This is a genomic window from Collinsella sp. AF36-3AT, assembly GCF_003475205.1.
In the GTDB taxonomy this organism is placed as follows: domain Bacteria; phylum Actinomycetota; class Coriobacteriia; order Coriobacteriales; family Coriobacteriaceae; genus Collinsella; species Collinsella aerofaciens_AF.
Map to the genome: position 1 here is coordinate 122,233 of NZ_QROZ01000006.1, position 20,304 is coordinate 142,536.

General features: G+C 58.1%; 13 protein-coding genes. 4 read left to right on the top strand and 9 right to left on the bottom strand.

Annotated elements, in window-relative coordinates; all coding sequences use genetic code 11:
* Nucleotide 1: 1 nt before the first annotated feature.
* From DW003_RS06860 to uvrA, 6 genes are all read right to left on the bottom strand, one after another.
* Complete coding sequence (locus DW003_RS06860) at nucleotides 2-958, bottom strand: ABC transporter permease (RefSeq protein ID WP_055251823.1); 957 nt, start codon at nucleotides 956-958, stop codon at nucleotides 2-4.
* Between the two features lie 157 nt (nucleotides 959-1,115).
* Complete coding sequence (locus DW003_RS06865; protein WP_117759559.1) at nucleotides 1,116-2,729, bottom strand: ABC transporter substrate-binding protein; 1,614 nt, start codon at nucleotides 2,727-2,729, stop codon at nucleotides 1,116-1,118.
* A gap of 365 nt (nucleotides 2,730-3,094) precedes the next feature.
* Nucleotides 3,095-5,035, bottom strand: a complete 1,941-nt coding sequence (gene uvrC / locus DW003_RS06870; RefSeq protein ID WP_316242817.1) for an excinuclease ABC subunit UvrC — start codon at nucleotides 5,033-5,035, stop codon at nucleotides 3,095-3,097.
* A gap of 6 nt (nucleotides 5,036-5,041) precedes the next feature.
* Nucleotides 5,042-6,622, bottom strand: a complete 1,581-nt coding sequence (gene murJ / locus DW003_RS06875) for a murein biosynthesis integral membrane protein MurJ (RefSeq protein WP_117564878.1) — start codon at nucleotides 6,620-6,622, stop codon at nucleotides 5,042-5,044.
* Nucleotides 6,623-6,727: 105 nt separating this feature from the next.
* A complete protein-coding gene (gene ybaK / locus DW003_RS06880) occupies nucleotides 6,728-7,228 on the bottom strand; it encodes a Cys-tRNA(Pro) deacylase (protein WP_089573609.1) in 501 nt (166 codons plus the stop codon).
* Nucleotides 7,229-7,360: 132 nt separating this feature from the next.
* The gene (gene uvrA / locus DW003_RS06885) at nucleotides 7,361-10,240 is read right to left on the bottom strand and encodes an excinuclease ABC subunit UvrA (protein WP_118388222.1); all 2,880 of its coding nucleotides are present in this window, start codon (nucleotides 10,238-10,240) and stop codon (nucleotides 7,361-7,363) included.
* A 193-nt stretch (nucleotides 10,241-10,433) separates the two neighbouring features.
* On the opposite strand from uvrA, the gene DW003_RS06890 reads away from it, so the two are divergent.
* The 4 genes from DW003_RS06890 (at nucleotide 10,434) to DW003_RS06905 (ending at nucleotide 16,556) form a co-directional block, all read left to right on the top strand.
* Nucleotides 10,434-12,587 carry an LTA synthase family protein gene (locus tag DW003_RS06890; protein WP_158573194.1) on the top strand — a complete coding sequence of 718 codons (2,154 nt, stop codon included), beginning with the start codon at nucleotides 10,434-10,436 and terminating at the stop codon, nucleotides 12,585-12,587.
* 145 nt (nucleotides 12,588-12,732) lie between these two features.
* A complete protein-coding gene (locus tag DW003_RS06895; RefSeq protein ID WP_022094864.1) occupies nucleotides 12,733-13,563 on the top strand; it encodes an Mrp/NBP35 family ATP-binding protein in 831 nt (276 codons plus the stop codon).
* Nucleotides 13,564-14,835 carry an NAD(P)/FAD-dependent oxidoreductase gene (locus DW003_RS06900; protein WP_118388226.1) on the top strand — a complete coding sequence of 424 codons (1,272 nt, stop codon included), beginning with the start codon at nucleotides 13,564-13,566 and terminating at the stop codon, nucleotides 14,833-14,835. It begins immediately after the preceding gene.
* Nucleotides 14,836-14,915: 80 nt separating this feature from the next.
* Nucleotides 14,916-16,556, top strand: coding sequence for an NAD(P)/FAD-dependent oxidoreductase (locus DW003_RS06905; RefSeq protein WP_118388228.1), 1,641 nt, complete (start codon nucleotides 14,916-14,918; stop codon nucleotides 16,554-16,556).
* Between the two features lie 65 nt (nucleotides 16,557-16,621).
* On the opposite strand, the gene uvrB is transcribed toward DW003_RS06905, so the two are convergent.
* The 3 genes from uvrB to coaE are packed head-to-tail and all read right to left on the bottom strand — an operon-like array spanning nucleotide 16,622 to nucleotide 20,129.
* Nucleotides 16,622-18,862, bottom strand: a complete 2,241-nt coding sequence (uvrB, locus tag DW003_RS06910) for an excinuclease ABC subunit UvrB (RefSeq protein WP_118388230.1) — start codon at nucleotides 18,860-18,862, stop codon at nucleotides 16,622-16,624.
* A 51-nt stretch (nucleotides 18,863-18,913) separates the two neighbouring features.
* Nucleotides 18,914-19,495, bottom strand: a complete 582-nt coding sequence (locus DW003_RS06915; protein ID WP_118388232.1) for a lytic transglycosylase domain-containing protein — start codon at nucleotides 19,493-19,495, stop codon at nucleotides 18,914-18,916.
* A complete protein-coding gene (coaE, locus tag DW003_RS06920; protein WP_118388234.1) occupies nucleotides 19,488-20,129 on the bottom strand; it encodes a dephospho-CoA kinase in 642 nt (213 codons plus the stop codon). The genes DW003_RS06915 and coaE overlap by 8 nt, the downstream gene beginning before the upstream one ends.
* Nucleotides 20,130-20,304 lie beyond the last annotated feature (175 nt).

Consider the following 20,304-nt stretch of genomic DNA (forward strand, 5'->3'; position numbering starts at 1 on the left):
TCTACACCGTCCTGATGCGCGGGTTGATGAGCAGGTAGAGCATGTCAACCACGATGTTGATGATGATGAAGGCAAGAGCAACGACGATAACGACGCCCTGAACCAGGTTCGCCTCGTTGCCCTGAACGCCCTGCAGAATCGCGGTGCCCATGCCGGGGAGGTTGAAGATAACCTCGATGACGACGGCGCCGCCCATGAGGTAACCGATCTTAAGACCGAGGGTGGTGACCGGGGTGATCAGCGCATTGCGAAGAACGTTGATACCGACGACGACCTTCTCGGGAACGCCGGCACCGCGAGCCATACGGACATAGTCCTTGTCGAGCTCCTCGACCATGGCGGTACGCACGATACGAGTCATCTGGCCCGTCAGCGGAAATGCCAAGGCGATGGCGGGCATAATCATGCGGCCCAGATAACCAGCCGGATTCGTGGTGAAGTGAGGCAGAGCACCCGATGCCGGGAGCACCTTAAGGTAGGAAGAGAACAGCAGGATCAACAGAACGGCAAGCCAGAACGACGGGGTTGCCAAGCCGGCGATGGAAAAGACGCGGATCACTTGGTCCGGCCATTTGTCGCGATACAGTGCCGCGATGACGCCGAGCAAAAACGAAACGACCGCACCGATGGCAAGGCCGATGAAGGTCAGCTGCATCGTGACGGGCAGGGCCGTGGAGATGCGCTTGGCAACGGAGTTGCGAGCAGCACCATAGGTGCCCATGTCGCCATGGATCAAATCGCCCATATAGCGCACGTAGCGCACGGGCCAGGGGTCGTCCAGACCATACTTCTCATGGTACTCGGCAACCGCCTCGGGCGAGGCACCGTCACCCAACGCCGTGTAGGCGGGGTCGGTCTTGGAGAACGACATAAGGAAGAACACCAGGACGGTGACGCCCAATGCCATGATCGGCAGCGCCACAAGACGCCTTCCAATCAAACGTAGCAAGTTGTTCACGTTCTCTCCCCTTTCTTTTGTCGGTAGGACCAACTGGTATATGAGTACGGATACTCATTACAAGACCCGAGCGACATCGAGGTCGCCCGGGTCTTTGTTTCAACTATGAGGATACGGTCCCAACGACCGACATCCTGCATACAGACTCAAGCGAGTCTTACGCCTTGACGGTCGCAACGCCCCTGAAGGACATGCTCGTCGTGCCGATGCCCTTGAAGCCATCGAGGGCCTCGCCGTTGGGCGCAGTGGACGGATCGTCCCAGGAAGCGGAGACGGTCTTGACGTGGACAACGGGGTACAGAACGGCGTTGTCGGCAATGATGTCGAAGCACTCGTTCCACTTCTTCTGCTGCTCGTCGCCCTCGGCGGCAAGAGCCTCGTCCATGAGACTGTGGAGCTTCTGCCACTCAGCGGACTCCTTCCACGGGCAACGGGTCTGCATCCAGACGTTGTCGCCGTACCACCAGTTGAGCAGCAGGTCGGGGTCGGCGCCGAAGCAGGAAGGATCGCCAGGGGCAAGGAGGATATCGTAGGCCTCGCCGCCGTCGATGGCAGCGTAGGTGGCCGGCGAGGTATCGGTCTGGATGGTCACATCGAAGCCGAGAGCGTCGAGGTCGTTCTTGACCTGGGCGGCCATGCCCTTAATCTGCTCGTTGTCGGTGGTGCGCAGGGTGATGGCACCCGGGGTGATGCCAGACTCCTCGATGAGCTTCTTAGCCTTCTTGGCGTCGGTCTTGTACACCGTGGAAGCCTCATGATAGTTGGTGAAGCTCTTGGGCAGGTAGCAGCTGGCAGCGGTGGCAAGGCCGGCGAAGGTGTTGCTGACCATCTTCTCGGTGTCGAGCGCATACATGACAGCCTGACGGACCTTGACGTTGTTCCAAGGCTCCTTGGCGACGTTGAACATGATGAAGCGGGTGCCGAAACCCTGAACGTTATCGATCTTGCAGCCGGCGCTCTCGAGCTGGTCGACGGCGTCAGCGGTAACGAGCTCCATAACGAGCGTGGAGCCCTCCTGCTGAGCGGTAACGCGAGCGGTGGGGTCGGTCAGGATGCTGTACTGGATCTTCTTATCCTCAGCAGCATACTCACCGTTGTACTCGGGGTTGGGAACCAGGGTGATCTCGGTATCGGAGATAGAGTCGTACATCCAGGGGCCGGAGCCGATCGGCTGCTTGGCGCGATCCTCCTCGGTCTGGGTGGCCGGGGTAACGCGGACGATGGCCAGACGATCCTTGAGCAGGGAGAAGTTGGGGACCTTGGTCTTGACCGTCACGGTGCTGGCGTCCTTGGCCTCGATGGACTCGAAGGGCTGGAAGAACGGAGCATAGGTAGCGGAAGCGGCGCAAGCGGTGTAGGAGGCAACGACATCGTCAGCGGTGACCTCGGTGCCATCGGAGAACTTGGCGCCCTTGCGGATGGTGACCTCGAAAGTGGTGTCGTCCACAGACTTGGGATCGTCGGTGGCGAGCTCTTTGAAGGTGCTGTAGTCGTGGTAATCGATGCCGTAGAGGCCCTCGACGACGTGCCAGTTAGCACCCAGGCCCACAGCGGAGCCGGTGCTGGCGGGATCGAAGCTGGACGGAGCGTAAGCGGAACCAGCGGTGATCACGCCGCCGCCACGGTTGGCGGAATCGGTGGAACCGGAAGCGGAACCCTCGTCGCTAGAGCTGCCACCGCAGCCGGTGAGACCAAGCCCTGCGACAGCAGCGACGCTGCCGGTGAGGCCGAGGAACGAACGCCTGGACATACCCTTGTTGATGATGGCCATGTCTTCTCCTATCAATAGAGAATCTTACCCGGGAGCGCCTAGACGTGCCCCCGCGCAACTTGCGGACGATATATACCTTACCTACCGACGAACCCAACTGAGGTGCCGCGCTCGGCGACCGATACATACATACGCTTGAACGGTATTTGCTACCGTTCACCGAATTCATTGACAAACGATTCGCCAGACAGTATGTATCGACGAGGTGAGATATCAGTCTTCGTCAACCCGCAGGATAGCAGGGTTGTTCACCATGGCTAGTCAAACGTTTTAGCGTTAATTAAACCCGAAATCGGCTGGTAATCGCCGTGAAATAAATGATTGAAAATCACGCAATCATGTATATCAGTTGTTTAGAGGCGTGTTTAGTTTTCGGATTGCTTTGCCGCCGCCTCGGCGCGCTCGGCATTCCATGCAACGAGCGCCTCGTGAACCGCTTTGGCGACATCGGCAGGAATGCCTCGAACTTCCGCGATCTCTTGCTCGCTCGCCGCGCGCAAACGCTTCATCGAGCCAAAATGGCGCATAAGGGCACGTTTTCTGGTGGGTCCCACGCCTGGAACGTCATCGAGTACCGAAACCGTCATGGCTTTATCGCGCAATTCGCGATGGAACGTGATGGCAAAACGGTGCGATTCATCGCGCACCTGTTTAATTAGATAGAGCGACGCGGACCCGGTCGGCAGCACGACGGGAGTCTCGTCCCAAGGCACGAAAACCTCCTCATCGGCCTTTGCCAAGCCACAAACTGGTATATCGAGCCCAAGAGCCTCAAGTTGCTTGATCGCAGCGGTCAATTGCGGCTTACCGCCATCGACAACGAGCAAATCGGGGCGCGAGCCAAAGCGCTCGTCGGCCATGCGCTCGGGAGCATAACGTCGTCCCAAAACCTCGGACATCGACACGAAGTCGTTTGCCTCGTCCAATTCGGCCTGAATTTTAAAACGACGATACTGACTCTTGTCGGCGCGCCCGTTGGTAAACACCACCATCGAGGCGACCGTAAAGGTGCCATGCAGTGTAGAGATATCGAAGCACTCGATACGCAACGGCGGCGATGGCAGCGCCAACGCACTTTCGAGCTCCAGGAGCGCTTGATTGGTGCGGTCGTCAGCGTACCCCGTTCGCATCATGTAGCGCATGAGGGCATGGCGCGCATTTTTGGATGCCATATCGAGCAGACGGTGCTTTTCGCCACGCTGCGGCCTATGGAGATGGCAGGAACGCTCACGCTTGCCCGCAAGCCACTCCCCCAGCGCTTCCACATCCTCAAGCTCGACGGAAAGGTTGACCTCAGCTGGAATATCAGCCGTCTCGTCGTAATAGCGCTTAAGAAAGCCCGACTGGAGCTCTTCCTCGTCAACATCAAGACCCTTGTCGAGAATGAACTCGCAGGTGCGAACTGTTCGGCCCTCGCGAACGACGAAGACGCAAGCGGCGGAGATGGTCTCCTCGCGATAGAAACCGATGACATCTATATCGACACTGGAGGGAAAAACGACTTGCTGACGATCGTCCAGACCCCTGATGACCTCCAAACGACGTTTGACGCGTGCCGCGCGCTCAAAGTCGAGCGCCTCAGCGGCATCCGTCATCTCGGAGGTCAGCTCATCGACGACATCCTTGCGATGGCCCGACAAAAAGCGCTCGACACGCTTGACGTTCTTGGCATAGTCTGCCGGGGAAATCGCGCCGACACACGCACCCGGGCCGCGCCCGACATGGTAGTCAAAGCAGGGGCGCCCGTTTTGCGCGCAAACCATATTGACGATGTCTTCCTCGCCCTTGTGGGACTCGACGATACGGCGACAACGACGCCACTCCGCACAGGATGCGGAGCAGATGGGGATAACCTTGCGCAGCGTATCTATCGTCTCACGTGCCGCGCGGCTATCGGTATAAGGTCCAAAATAGCGCGTTCCCGGCTTATGACGCTCACGCGTGTATTTGATAGCGGGATACAGGTCGCCCTTTGTAATGGCGATAAAGGGGTAGCTCTTGTCATCCTTGAGGTCGACGTTAAAGTACGGATGGTACTGACCAATCAAATTGCGCTCGAGCACCAACGCCTCGTGCTCGGTCTCCACCACGATATAGTCAAAGCTCGCCACCAGCTGCATCATCAGCGGGATCTTCTGGCGCTCGTCCTGCAGCGTCACGTACTGACGCATACGGGCGCGCAGGTTTTTCGCCTTGCCCACGTAGATGACATCGCCCTTGGCGTCTTTCCAAAGGTAGCAGCCGGGCTGCGTGGGAACGCGCGAAACCTGCTCGGCAAGCGTTGGAATGTTGTCGTGACCGGCCACGCGCACCTACTTGCGACGAATCAGCGCCGAGACCTCGGGCATCTTAAGGACGACGGCAAGGCCAAAGGTAACAGCAAGCGAGACGACACCCGCAACGCAAACGTAGCCAAGAGTAATCAGAATCGAGCCGCCAAGTGCCCCGACAAAGTGCTCAAGCGCCCACATGACGCCGGCGCCTGCGGCAGCACCCAGGCCACCGAGCAAAAGGCCAAAGAAACCGCCATGCAGGATAGATTTAACCTGAAGACCACGCAGACGACGACGCAGCCACCACAGCGAGCAACCGACCAAGATCACGTAGTCGACGACATACGAAAGCGCGATTGCCGGCATACCGAAGCCCAGCACAACGCCAAACAGCAGAACCGAGCCGGCCTGGCCGATGGCGGAATACAGACAATAGCGGCTATAGGGCTTCATGTCGAGCAAGGCAGAGAAGCTCTTCTGCATCAGCACGACCACGCCGTAGAGCGGCAGGGAAAGTGCCAGGTAGATAAGGAACTCCGACACCAGCGCCACACCGGACTCATCGAACTTGCCAGCGCAGTAGATCATGTTGAGCGGACGCGCGAAGACAATCAGGTACAGCGCGAATGGAATCAGGAAGAACAGCATCTGGGCGACGCCACGCGAAATGCCCGTGCGGACGCTGTCGTAATCCTTCTCCTGTGCGTCGTGAGAGAGCTCGGTATAGAGCGCCGTCGAAAGCGAGGCGGCAATCAGCGCGTAGGGCAGCGTGTACCACAGGCGCGCATAGGCGATGACGGAAGGACCAGTCTCGGGCTGGACCACCAACGCAGCAGCGTTGGTGATAGAAGTCGAGACAAACATGCACACCGTGGCGAGCAGCGTCGGGATACCGAGCGCAATCGTCTGGCGCAGTGCGGGGTCCTTAAAGTCGATATGGATATGGGGATGCACGCCGTGCTTGCCAAGCGCGGGGATCTGACATGCCATCTGAACAAAGACACCGAGGGTCGTACCGGCCGCAATCAAGATGATGCCGGCACGTTCGCCAAACTGTGCGGACACGGGCGCAAAGCCCATAAAGCTCGCAATGACGATCACATTGTTGAGGACCGGGGCAAACGTCGACCAGAAGTAGTCGCGGTGTGCGTTGAGGACGCCCGAAAACACCGAGCCCAAACCATAAAACAGAATCTGGATGGCAAAGAAACGGAACATGAACGCAGCGGTATCCATGCTGCCGCCGTCACCCGAAAGGAACGATTGCGTCCAGATAAAGCCCGGGGCGAACACGGTCCCCAGCAACGAAATGCCACCCAGCACCAATAGCAGAATACCGAGCAGGTTGCCCACGTACTCGTTAGAGGCCTCGCGACCCTGCTCACGCCTCACGCCCATGTACACGGGCAAAAACGCCGTCACGAGCATGCCGCCCATCACGAGTTCGTAGAGCATATTGGGCAGGTTGTTGGCGACCTGATAGGAAGACGAGAGCAGCGACATGCCGATAGCGGCCGCCATTGCCCACGTGCGGATAAAACCGGTGACGCGAGACACGATGGTCAGGATGGTCATAAGCCCGGCGGAACGACCAACCGTGGAGTAGTCCGACGAGCCCATGTCGTCAGTGTCGTCTCGCGACGAAGAAGCTTCGGATGAGGGTGTCTGAGGCGCAGATTCTTTTGCAAAATGAGCTCCGCACTTCAATTCTTCCTGCGGCATCGCTCAGTCCTCTCTCGTAATCGGGGCGACCGTCGCCCCGCAAAATGCAATTAAATCATCGGGCGCAAGCTCAAGCTGATAACCACGCTTGCCTCCCGAAATAAAAATGGTATCCCAAAGGACACATGTCTCATCAATGAGCGTCCGGTAGCGTTTTTTCATACCGACCGGACTGCAGCCGCCGCGAACGTAGCCAGTCGCCGCAAGCAAATCCTTCACATGCATCATGGCCAAGGACTTCTCCCCCGCGGCACGCGCGGCGGACTTTAGATCGAGCTCGTCGGCAACAGGGATGCAGCACACGACGTGGTCGTTGGACGGCGTCACGCAGACCAAGGTCTTAAATCCTTGTCCGGGCTCCTCGCCAAGCTGCTCCGAAATCGCGACCCCCAGGCCCGCCGACTCATCACCATCGTCTTCGTACGTATGTAGAACATAGGAAATGCCGGCGCTTTCCAGCTCGCGCATCGCATTGGTTTTTGGCGTCTTTACAGCCTTTGCCATGGCATATCCTTTCCCTCGCATTCGGACGCAAGGATTAAGTATATGTCCAATTCAGCTGCATACGTCACTTCGACACAGCAAGCGCCATCGAATCACAAGGAGTCGATGGCGCCCATAAACTGAATCGCCTATTTATTGAGCATCAAGTTGAGCCTGACGCTCCCGGTCACGCCTGAGCAACGGCGCCAAAAACTTGCCCGTATAACTCTGCGGACAGTCCGCAACCTGCTCCGGTGTGCCCGAAACCACGACGGTTCCGCCGCCGTTACCGCCCTCGGGGCCCATATCGATCAGGCGGTCGGCAACCTTGATGACATCAAGGTTGTGTTCAATCACCAGCACCGTGTTGCCCGCATCGACCAAGCGCTGCAGCACATCGAGCAGCTGGCGGACGTCCTCAAAATGAAGGCCGGTCGTCGGCTCATCCAAAATATAGAACGTCTTGCCCGTCTGGCGTCGATGAAGCTCCTTGGCGAGCTTCACACGCTGCGCCTCGCCGCCCGAGAGCGTCGTAGCGGGCTGGCCCAGGCTCACGTAGCCCAAGCCTACATCGTACAGCGTCTGGAGCTTGCGCTTAATCTGCGGGATATTCCCAAAGAAGGCCAGTGCCTCGGTGACGCTCATGTCGAGCACGTCCGAGATAGTCTTACCACGGTAGGTGACCTCAAGCGTCTCGCGGTTATAGCGTTTGCCGCCGCAGACCTCACAGGGGACATAGATATCGGGAAGGAAGTGCATCTCGATCTTAATTTGTCCGTCGCCCTTGCATGCTTCGCAGCGACCGCCGCTCACGTTAAAGGAGAAACGTCCCGGCGAGTAGCCGCGCGCCTTCGACTCCGGCGTACTCGCAAACAGCGCGCGAAGATCATCCCACAGGCCAATGTACGTAGCAGGGTTGGAACGCGGCGTGCGGCCAATCGGCGACTGGTCGATATCGATAACTTTATCGATACACTCGATGCCCTCGATTTTCTTATACGGACCCACAGGGCGCGTCGAACGGTGAATGGCATTCGTAAGGGCAGGTGCGATAGTGTCGGTAACCAGGGAGCTCTTACCCGATCCCGACACGCCGGTAACGACCGTAAGCGTACCAAACTCGATCTTGGCGGTAACGTTTTTGAGGTTGTTGGCGCGGGCGCCCGTGATCTTAAGGCAGCCGCGACCGGGCTTGCGGCGTTCATCGGGAACCCGGATCATTCGTTTGCCGGTCAGATAAGCGCCCGTCATCGACTCGGGACACGCCATGATATCGGCAGGCGTTCCCGCCGCGACTACGTGTCCGCCGTTCACGCCCGCGCCGGGGCCCATGTCGATCACATAGTCGGCAGCACGAATCGTATCCTCATCATGCTCGACGACGATGACGGTATTGCCGATATCGCGTAGGCGCTCAAGCGTCTTGATCAGGCGCTCGTTATCGCGCTGATGGAGGCCAATCGATGGCTCGTCCAAAATGTACAGGACACCCATGAGGCCGGCGCCGATCTGCGTTGCCAGGCGAATGCGCTGGGCCTCGCCTCCGGAAAGCGTCGCCGAGGCACGATCGAGGGTCAGATAGTCGAGTCCGACATCGACCAGAAAGCGCAGGCGCTCCAGGATTTCCTTGACGATGCGCCCGCCGATAAACTGTTGGCGCTCGGTGAGTTCCAGGCCCTCAAAAAACTCGAGCGACTCACGGCACGATAGGCAGCAGACCTCGTAAATGGACTTGCCGCCCACGGTGACGGCGAGCATCTCGGGGCGCAAACGAGCGCCGTGGCAGCTCGAGCACGGCTCCTCGCGGATGTACTTCTCCAAGCGCGCCTTGGTGTTCTCATTCGTCGTCTCGGTATAGCGCTCGTACAGGATATTGCGCACGCCCGAGAACTTGGTGTCCCACTGGCTGCGGCGCCCATCGAGCTTTTGATAGTCGACCGAAATCTTCTGGTCGCCCATGCCGTCTAAAAACGCGCGACGCACCCGCGGAGGCAGATCCTCCCACGGCGTATCGACGCTCACCTTAAAGTGTTTGCAGACCGCAGCGAAAATCTGCGGATAGTAGTTAGAGTTGCCAAACAGGCTGCCAAAGACCCCGTCGGCGATCGACTTCGAGGGGTCTTCGATTAGGGCCTCGGCATCGACCGTCTTCTTAAAGCCCAGGCCATCGCACTCTGGGCACGCGCCATAGGGCGCGTTGAACGAGAAATCACGCGGCTGCAGGTCATCGATGGAGTGCCCATGCTCCGGGCACGCTAACGCCAGCGAATACTCCAGCAACTCGCCTTCGGTCCCCTCGGGAGCGTCGCGGTCGGGCAGCAAGTATACGTTCACATTGCCGTGCGCCAGCGCGGTCGCCTGCTCAACAGACTCGGCGATACGGCCCAGAGAGTTCTCACGGATCACGATGCGGTCGACCACGACCTCGATATCGTGCTTGAACTTCTTGTCCAGATCGATCTGATCGTCGAGCGAGCGCACTTCACCGTCGACACGCACGCGGCTAAAGCCCTCGGCGCGAAGATCCTCAAACAGTTTGGTGTACTCGCCTTTTCGCCCGCGCACCACCGGTGCCAGCACAAACGCGCGGCGGCCCTCCCCCGCCGTCAAGACCTTGTCGGCAACCTGGTCGGTCGTCTGGCGCTCAATGACACGGCCGCATTCGGGACAGTGCGGGGTGCCCACACGGGCGAACAGCAGGCGCAGATAGTCATAAATCTCGGTTACGGTGCCAACCGTCGAGCGAGGGTTTTTAGACGTCGTCTTTTGGTCGATCGACACCGCCGGCGAAAGGCCGTCGATTGAATCCAAGTCGGGTTTGTCCATCTGTCCCAAGAACTGGCGCGCATAGCTCGAAAGACTCTCGACGTATCGACGCTGGCCCTCGGCATAGATAGTGTCAAATGCCAGCGAACTCTTGCCCGAGCCAGAAAGACCGGTAATGACCACGAGTTGGTCACGCGGAATGGAAACATCGATATCACGGAGGTTGTGCTCACGGGCGCCGCGAATAACGATAGAAGAATCAGACATGGAAGCTCCTTGCCTCCTATTGCATCGAATCATACTGCCGATGAGTTTAGCGCACTCGACGCGCACAGATGTTCGTAATACAAGATTCGCAGACCTTTAGCTTTGCGTATCGGGCGCTTTGTTTCTCGAAATGCCGTGGAAAGGTTACAGTAATCTAATACTGAACTTAATTTGTTGTACCAGAGGAACGTCCATGACCGAAGATATCCCCCTTGAAATCACTTCGAGCGACATGGCCAATCTGCCCATATTCATCGCCGTCCTTATCGTGGCCGCCGTCGTCGTGCGCGTGTATTTTTCAATCAAACGCAACGAAAAGCCACCCATTGCCCGCGTCTTTTGGTGCGCGACGCTCCTCATCCCGCTCGGCGTGGTAGCTGCATGGGTTACGAATCAATTGCTCGTAAATGAGGGCAGCTCCCTATGGGTCCTTTCTTATTCGGCGCTCGGTGCTGCCGCCGTCATGCTTCTTGTCGAGCCCTTGGTTTCGGGACTTATCGACCAAACCGACCTTGCGACGGGAACGGTTGCCTGTATTTGCCGTGACATCCTTGTCATCGCCGCTGTTTCAGCGCTCTCGTTCGTTTCACTCGAAATTGCCTGCAACGAAACGTTCTATCGCATTCCCGCCAACTCATTCGGGTTTTCCGTCGGGCTGCTCGCGACGGTTCTGCTCTCCCTTTATTTGCTGGGACAGCGTCATGGAGGCGTCATGGCTCTCGTGCCCGTCGTCTGCTGCATCCTTGGCATTGCCGAGCACTTCGTCATAACGTTTAAAGGCGAAGCCATCCTGCCAAGCGATATCTTGGCCCTTGGCACCGCAATGGAAGTGAGCGAGGGATACGAGTTTACCTTTACCGCCGGAATCGTAACCTCTCTCGCCCTGCTGGAGATTTCCCTGGGGCTTCTTTCGCTCATCCGACCGCGAAAGCTCCGTACGCCCACCCATGTCTTCCCCGCTATCGCCACTAACCTCTGTGCTTTTCTGCTAGTGACCGTTGTGGGGCTCTCAGGCTTTTCCAACATCGACTTGGAGCAGGCGCTGGATTTTGGATTTGACCGTTGGCAGCCCATCACCACGTATGCGTCTCAGGGTTTTATCACTTCGTTCACCGAAATGGTCAACGAGTTGCCCATTGAGAAGCCCGAAGACTATACGCCCGATGAGGCGCAGAGCATCGAGCAGGAGCTCGCCGCCGCCTACGACAGCACATATGGCTCGAGCGAGCAGCGCGCGGCGGCCGTTGCCCAGTTCAATGAAATCAAGCCGACGATTGTTGCCATCATGAATGAGAGTTTTAGCGACCTTTCGTGCTTTGAGCAGCTCCAGGCGGCCGGGTACACCGGCCCCGCATTCTACAACTCGCTTCCCGACACACTTGTTCGCGGCACCATGCTCGCTTCGGTCGCCGGTGGCGGAACGGCGAACTCCGAATTCGAATTTTTGACCGGAGCGACAACGGCCTTTGTCGGATTAGGCAAGATCCCCTATCAGCTGTATCAGATGAATGGCGTAAACAGCCTGGCAAAGGACCTTAAAGAGCTTGGGTATACCACTACCGCTATGCACCCGCAAAACCCCGTCAACTACCATCGAGATAAAATCTATCAGCAGCTGGGCTTTGGAGACTTTCTTTCAATCGGCGATTTCGAAGGTGCGCCCTATTACCATGCCGGCGTATGCGACTACGCCACCTACGACAAGATACTCGACCTGCTTAGAACCGACGAAGCGCCGCAGTTCATCTTTGACGTCACGATGCAAAATCACGGCGGCTACGACTATGGCACCGTTCCCGCCGAAGAGCTGACAAACTATTGGGTCGAGGGAGCCAGCGAAGGCGCCAACAGCGCGCTCAACACCTATCTCACCTGCATCAACGCATCCGACCGGGACCTCGAGTACTTTATCAACGAGCTCCGCAACATCGGCAGACCGGTTGTTCTTGTCTTTTTTGGCGACCATCAGCCGAGCGCCGCAACGACTCTCAACGACGAGCTGTACCCTCAGGAAGATACGGCAAGCCACGCTTTCCGTATCTATCAGTCGACATATCTCGTCTGGGCTAACTATGAGATCGCCGGCAATACCGAGCTCAACGTCTACGACACCGTCGGGGCAAACGAGATTGCAGCCATTACCCTTAATAAGATCGGCGCCCCGCTCACCAATTACCAAAAGGCCCTGCTTGCGACAAGGTCAGATGTGCCCACCATCAATGTCGCCGGCTATCTCGGTGCCGACGGGCTGCGCTACGACTTGGAATCGGAAGACAGCCCCTACGCCTCGACGATCGACAAGCTGCAGCGCATGCAATACCTCGAGTTCGCCAGCAAAGTTCAGTAAGCCCGCCCATTCGCTTGGGCCCATCGTATTGCAAGCACGCTCGGCCCAAACGCATCGCAAATGACTCCCGCTCGCAAACGAGGGTACAATGACGCTCGTGTCACATCGCGGGGCCCCGGCCCCAGCATATACAAAGGAGTCATACATGGGTTGCGAACACGCACAGGCCGCCGGCGGACAAACGTCGCCGTCGCAATTTGAGGAGAACACGCTGTCCGAGGTCAAGCGCGTCATCGCCGTGCTTTCCGGCAAGGGCGGTGTCGGCAAGTCATTTGTCACCGGTGCCATCGCCACCGAGCTTGCCCGTCACGGCCACAAGGTCGGCGTCCTCGATGCCGACATCACCGGTCCCTCTATCCCCAAGATGTTCGGTATGAGTGGACGCCACGTCCATGCCCTTGGCAACCTTATGCTGCCCGAAATCTCCGAGCACGGCGTCAAGGTCATGAGCTCCAACCTGCTGCTCCAAAACGAGACCGACCCCGTCCTTTGGCGCGGTCCGGTCATCGCAGGCGCCATTAGGCAGTTCTGGAGCGAGACCTCGTGGGGCCCCATCGACTACCTACTGGTCGACATGCCTCCGGGAACAGGCGACGTCGCGCTCACCGTCTTCCAGTCGCTGCCGGTCGACGGCATCGTCATTGTCACGAGCCCGCAGGATCTGGTCTCGATGATCGTCGCCAAGGCGGTCAACATGGCCGAGAAGATGAACGTCCCCATTCTGGGCATTGTCGAGAACATGAGCTATATTGAGTGCCCTGACTGCGGCAAGAAGATCGAGGTCTTTGGCAAGAGCAAGCTCCCCGAGGTCGCAGAGCGCTATAACCTCGACATCTTGGGCCAGCTTCCCATTAATCCGGCACTCGCCGAGGCCTGCGATAAGGGCGAGGTCGAGACCGCGCTGCCCGATGGCATGTTGCCCAAGGCAGTCTCTGCCGTCGAGGCTATTACCCCGCACGAGACCGACGAGGCCTAAGTGAACGCGAGCGCCCTCTATGACGTCTTGGTAATCGGCGGCGGGGCTTCAGGCCTCGCCGCCGCCATTACGGCCGCACGCGCTGGCAAAAGCGTCTGCATCGTTGAGCGCGATGTCGCCTGCGGCCTCAAGCTCCTTGCGACCGGTAACGGCCGTTGCAACCTCTCCAACGAATCGATTGATCCTCAGCGGTATAACCACCCCGCATTCGTCGAATCCGTCATGGGCCCCCAGCCCGAACAAGAGCTTATGGGTTTCTTCTCCTCGCTGGGCATCATGACAACCTCCGAGGAAGGCCGGCTGTACCCGCGCTCCCTTCGCGCCGAATCGGTGCGCGACGCGCTTCTCAACGTTTGCGACCGCCTAGGTATCACCTTAATCTGCGGAGCCAACGTTGCCACGGCGCACAAAGCTTCCGAAGGCTGGGCACTCCAAATAGACCGTCCAGCGCGGGCGCTCAAGGCAAAAAAGCACGACGACCGAAAATCGGAGCTCCGCTCGCTTCGGAAGGCGCTCGCCGATGTCCCTCGCAAGAACGAGGCCCTGCAGGCACATACCGTAATTATCGCTACGGGCGGCAACCCCACCGGTATCGCCGATACGTTTCGCCTTCCCCTCACTTCGCTGCGCCCCATCCTCTGCCCCGTATCGGCAACGGTCGTTGGCGATCGAGCGGCACTCAAGACGTTGGATGGCCTGCGCGTCCGCGCCTGCTTGACGCTCGCCCGCAATCATAATGAGCTCTGGCACGAAGACGGTGAAGTGCTGTTTCGAACCTTCGGTATCTCGGGTGTCGCTGTCTTCAACCTCTCTCGTCGTATCCAGCACGGCGATACGATCCTGCTCGACGTTTTCCCCGACCTCTCCAAAGACGAGTTGCTCGATATGCTCAACCGGCGCGTTGAGCTGTTCGGTGACTTTTCACCCCGCGATCCCCGTTGGCTCGACGGCATGCTCGCCCCGCAACTCTCCCGCGTCGTCTGCACAGCGTTCGAGCAGTGCCATCCAGGCTCCAACGATGTCATCCATCTGGTCTCGATCCTCAAGCACTTTAAGCTGTTTGCCGAGGGGACGACCGATGAGCGCTCGGCGCAGGTCACGCGTGGTGGCGTATCTGTCGAGAGCATCTCAACACCCAGTCTACGCGCGCGCAGCGTTGTCGACGCCCCGCTTTACGTCTGCGGCGAAGCGCTCGACATCGACGCCGATTGCGGAGGCTTTAACCTTGCGTGGGCCTGGCTCTCGGGCATTCGCGCTGCAAGCAGCCTGTAGCCGCGCAGTCTATAATCAAAAACACATTCGGGCCGTCTGGGATACCGGACGGCCTCTTTCTTGCCTCTAAGGAGACCTCGATGATCGAAATCACCCAAGTCAACGCGTCGCTCGATGAAGCCGGCGATGAAAATGCCTGTCTCATTGTTGGCAAGCGAGTCGCCAAGCGCGTCCTACGTTGCAAGGACTCCGAGATCAAGTCCATCGAGCTCCGCCGCAAGTCAATCGACGCTCGCAAAAAACGAGACGTCCATTTTATCCTGAGCTTTCGTGTTGAGCTGACTAGTCCCCACCTCGAGCGAGAAGCGGTCGACAGCGTTGCCGAGCGTGACCGCTCGCGCGTACGCGCGATAGAAGACGATGAGCCTTCATTCCCCTCCCCCGCCTCCGACGCGCCTCAAGAACGCCCTGTCGTTGTCGGCGCCGGATGCGCCGGCCTTTTCGCTGCGCTTACGCTCGCCGAAGCAGGTCTTAAGCCCTTGCTCATCGAGCGCGGCGACCCGGCATTTCGCCGCTCGCAGGCGATCGACCTCTTTCTAAAGGAGCGCATCCTCGACCCCGAGAGCAATATCCAGTTTGGCCTGGGCGGCGCGGGAACCTTCTCGGACGGCAAACTCAATACGGGAACCAAAAATCCCGCCCATCGCCTTATCCTCGAAACCTTCGTCGAGGCGGGCGCGCCCCGCGATATTCTGTGGGATGCCAAGCCGCACATTGGCTCCGACATCCTTCCCACGGTCGTCACCGCTATATCCCAGCGCATCGAGCAGCTCGGAGGTGTCGTCCGCTATCGAACGAAGCTCGTCGACATTCGCATCGACGCGTCTGGCGCCATCACCGGTATTGATGTCCAATCGTCCCAAGACGCCGCTTGCGAGCCAATCGAGACAAAGCACCTCATCCTCGCCTGCGGGCATTCTGCTCGCGATATTTTTGAGCTCCTTAAGGGCCACAACGTGGCCCTCGCACAAAAGACCTTTGCCATAGGCGTTCGCATCGAGCATCCGCAGCGCGACATCGACCGAGTCCAATACGGAGCCTCGGCGGGACATCCTGCCCTCGGAGCAGCCCCTTACAAGCTCGTCGCCCATCTTCCCAACGGCCGCAGCGTGTTCTCGTTTTGCATGTGCCCCGGCGGGCAGGTTGTCGCCGCCTCTTCCGAGCAGGGCCACCTGTGCGTCAACGGCGCCAGTCTCAATGCCCGCGACGGACGCAATGCAAATGCCGCCCTACTCGTTAACGTCACGCCTGAGGACCTTCCTAACGATGACCCGCTCGCCGGCGTCGAGCTCCAGCGTGCCTGCGAGGCGGCCGCCTATCGCCTGGGCGGTTCCAACTGGAACGCACCGGCACAACTCGTCGGAGATTTCCTCGCAGGACGCGCCAGCAAGGCGCCCGGAAAGGTAAAGCCCACCTATCCGCTCGGTGTGACCTGGACGGCAATTGACGAAGCCCTGCCGCAGCATATCGTCGAGTCGCTCCGCCTGGGACTTCCCCTACTCGGAAAAAAGCTACGCGGCTACGACCGCCCCGATGCCATTCTTACCGGCGTGGAGACTCGTTCGAGCTCACCGGTCACTGTCACCCGAGACCGAACGTGCCATGCCGTGTCGACCCCGGGCCTCTACCCTTGTGGTGAGGGAGCTGGATATGCCGGCGGCATCATGAGCGCAGCCACCGACGGTATCCGTTGTGCCGAAGCCCTGATCGCAGACCTCTAACGCACGAATTCCAGCGCGCAAAAGACACAGGCCCCAAGCTCCACAGGGAACTCGGGGCCTGTTCACTATTTCTTAAACCGTGCACCCTGGCGTTTTCTGCCCGATGCGAACGTGGAACCCTTGCGGGCCTGCGAACGTAAGCGCTCGATCGTCTCGTCCTCAGACGCACCCTCGAGCATCGCCCGAATCTGAACGACGGCATCGCGCAGGCGCGCCGCCTCCTCAAAGTCCATGGCGGCAGAAGCGTTACGCATATCCTCTTCCATGGTTTCGACGATCCGCACAAGCTCGTCATGCGGCAGTTCTTCCAACTGCTCCGCAAGTGTCTGCTCGGGCGCCACCGTTTCCAGCACGCCACCCTCGCCCGACTCATCGGGCGTATAGAATGCGCCATGTCCAAGAGAGTCGCCCTTCGAGCGCCCCTTGGAACCCACGGTTTTTTCGGCCTCGGCAATAAAACTTGAGATGTCGTTGATGGCCTTGCGCACCGTCTTGGGCACAATGCCATGCTCTTCGTTATATGCCATCTGAATCTCACGACGGCGCTGCGTCTCCTCGATGGCCTCTTTCATCGAATCGGTCACAACGTCCGCATACATGATGACTTCGCCATCGGCGTTACGGGCCGCGCGGCCAATCGTCTGAATCAGCGAACGGCGGTTGCGCAAGAAGCCTTCCTTATCGGCATCGAGAATTGCCACCAGTGAGACCTCGGGAAGGTCTAGGCCCTCGCGAAGCAGGTTGATGCCAACGAGAACATCGATCTTGCCCTCGCGCAGCGTTCGCAGGATCTCGACACGGTCCATCGTCGCTGTATCGGAGTGCATGTAATTGACCTTAATGCCGGCATCAAGCAGATGGTCGGTCAGGTCCTCGGCCATGCGCTTGGTGAGCGTGGTCACCAGCACGCGCTCCTTGCGGGCAACGCGCTCGCGAATCTCGTCCTCAAGATCGTCAATCTGCCCACGAACCGGACGCACATCGATCTTGGGGTCGAGCAGACCGGTTGGACGAATAATCTGCTCAACGTCGTTTTGGCTCACCCGCAGCTCGTAGTCGCCCGGTGTGGCCGAAACATAGATAAACTGGGGTATCCTTGCCTCAAACTCATCGAAACGAAGCGGGCGGTTATCGAGTGCCGAAGGAAGGCGAAAACCATGCTCCACCAGCGTCACCTTACGCGAGCGGTCACCTTCGTGCATGCCGCGAATCTGCGGCACCGTCACATGGCTCTCATCGATGATGCAGAGCATGTCCTTAGGGAAGTAATCGATCAGGGTAAACGGCGGCTCGCCCGGTTTTCGACCGTCCAGATGACGCGAGTAGTTCTCGATACCGTTACAAAAACCCATGGTCTCGAGCATCTCGAGATCATAGTCGGTGCGCTGCTGCAGACGCTGTGCCTCGAGCAACTTGTCGGTCGCCTTGAGCTCGGCCACACGCTTCTCGCACTCTTCACTGATTGATTTCAGAGCCGCCTTGACCTTCGGCTTCTCGGTCACGTAGTGCGATGCCGGCCATACGGGGATGGCCTCGTACTCACGAAGCATCTCACCGGTAACCTCATCGATCTCGGCAATAAGCTCAACCTCGTCGCCAAAGAACTCAAACCGCAACGGATGCTCGGCATAAGGCGGATACACGTCGACAACATCGCCGCGCACGCGGAACGTGCCGCGTGCCAGGTCATAGTCATTGCGATCATATTGAATGTCAATAAGTGCATGGATAAAGTCATCACGCTCGAGCGGCACCTTCTTGTCGACGTTTGGAGCCAGACCCGCATAGTCCTCAGGAGAGCCAATGCCATAGATACACGAGACCGATGCGACAACGATCACATCGCGTCGAGAGAGCAGCGATGCGGTCGCCTGATGTCGCAGCATCTCGACCTCTTCGTTAATCGAGGAGTCTTTCTCGATATATGTATCGCTTTGCGGCACATACGCCTCGGGCTGATAGTAGTCGTAGTACGAGACAAAGTAGACCACAGCGTTGTTGGGAAAGAACTCTTTGAGCTCGCTCGCAAGCTGAGCGGCGAGCGTTTTATTGGGAGCCATGACCAGCGTCGGCTTCCCCAGGGCCTCAATAGTCTTAGCCATCGTGAAGGTCTTGCCCGAACCAGTCACGCCCAGCAAAACCTGATAGCGATCTCCGTCCCTCACACCCTGCACAAGCGACTCAATGGCCTTAGGCTGAGAACCTGCAGGCTCATAGGGAGAAACGACTTCAAACGGCACCTCAGCGCCCTCAACGCCAAAACGTTTGAGCTCTCCTCCAACACGCTCAACTTCAAATTCCGCCATGGATACTCCTAACTCATATATCTGCAGTATACGCAGGCGGCAGGCATAGTCCTATACGAACCGATCGGGATAGAGGGTCTTGTAGCGAACCCAGGCATTATTGACACGAATCAGATACGCCTGCGTCTCGGGAAAGGTGATTGCATTATGAAGCGACGTGCTCTGCTGCGCCCATCCGTCGACATTGCCCATGCCGGCGTTATAGGCGGCAATGGCGCTGTCAGTCGACCCGTTAAAATACGTTAGAAGATACGAAAGATACGCACAGCCAAACTCGATGTTCGTAGCGGGATCGTTAAGGTTGTCGGCGGAATACTCGCTACCATCGACAAGACCCTTGGCAATCATATCCTGGGCAGTCTCGGGCATCAGCTGCATCAATCCCCGAGCGCCTTGATTCGACTCAGCCTCGGGATCCCAATTCGATTCCGACTTTATGACAGCACACACCAGATATGGATCAAGATTGTGCGAAATGCTCGATTGCTTTACATACGCCTCGTAGTCAATTGGATACAAAGGCTTAAAGAAGGCGGCAGGAGCATACGAGTAGACGAGCGAAATAAAGCCGAAGACGAGCACAACGGCAAGTGGCGCAGCGCGATACCACGTAAAGAAACGTGTCTTAGGCATCGGCCTCCTCCTTATCCGTTACATCCCCGAAGCCATGGCGCACAAGCCATGCGTCCAGTTGTTCAAAGAGCGAATTATCGCCTCCCGCATTATCGATTACCGTCGTAGCGAGATTGCAAAGCGAAGCCTCATCAGGTTGGCATGCAGAGCGAGCATCAAAATCAGAGGACTCCATACCACGATGAATGGCACGCTCACGACGAACTGCCAAAGGAGCACTGATAACCAGAATTTCATCAGCCAGGCCAAAAGCATCCTCAAAACCAGTCGGGGCAGAAACCTCGACAACCGCAAAGGGATAACGGGGGGACGAAACCGTACAACAAACCGGATCGAGAATCCTAAGCGAAAGCTGTTCAATGAGAACGGGGTGCACAAGGTCATTGAGCCGTGCGACCGAATCAGGAGAAGCGAAAGCTCGAGAAGCGAGGATGCTGCGGCGAATGCCGCCCTCCTCATCCAAAATATCCCAGCCAAATTCTTCCGCGAGGGCATTGACGATATCGGAGCCTGGCACATACAGCGATTTGGCAAGCTCGTCCAGATCGATAAGCATGGCGCCATGAGATTCGAGATAGCGGCAGGCAGTCGACTTACCCGAAGCAATATTGCCCAAGACAAAAACGGTAAACATCAAGTCCTCCCTAACGCCAATGGGAGTTATTATCGCGCAAATACAAAAGAAGGACTCAAAATACAGCCAAACAGTAAGACAAGCTAAAAGAAGGCGAGTTCTTGTATTACAGCTCTTTATAAAACGCAAAAAAAGGGGAGGCCGCGAGGCCTCCCCCTTCTTCAAGTCAAGCGTA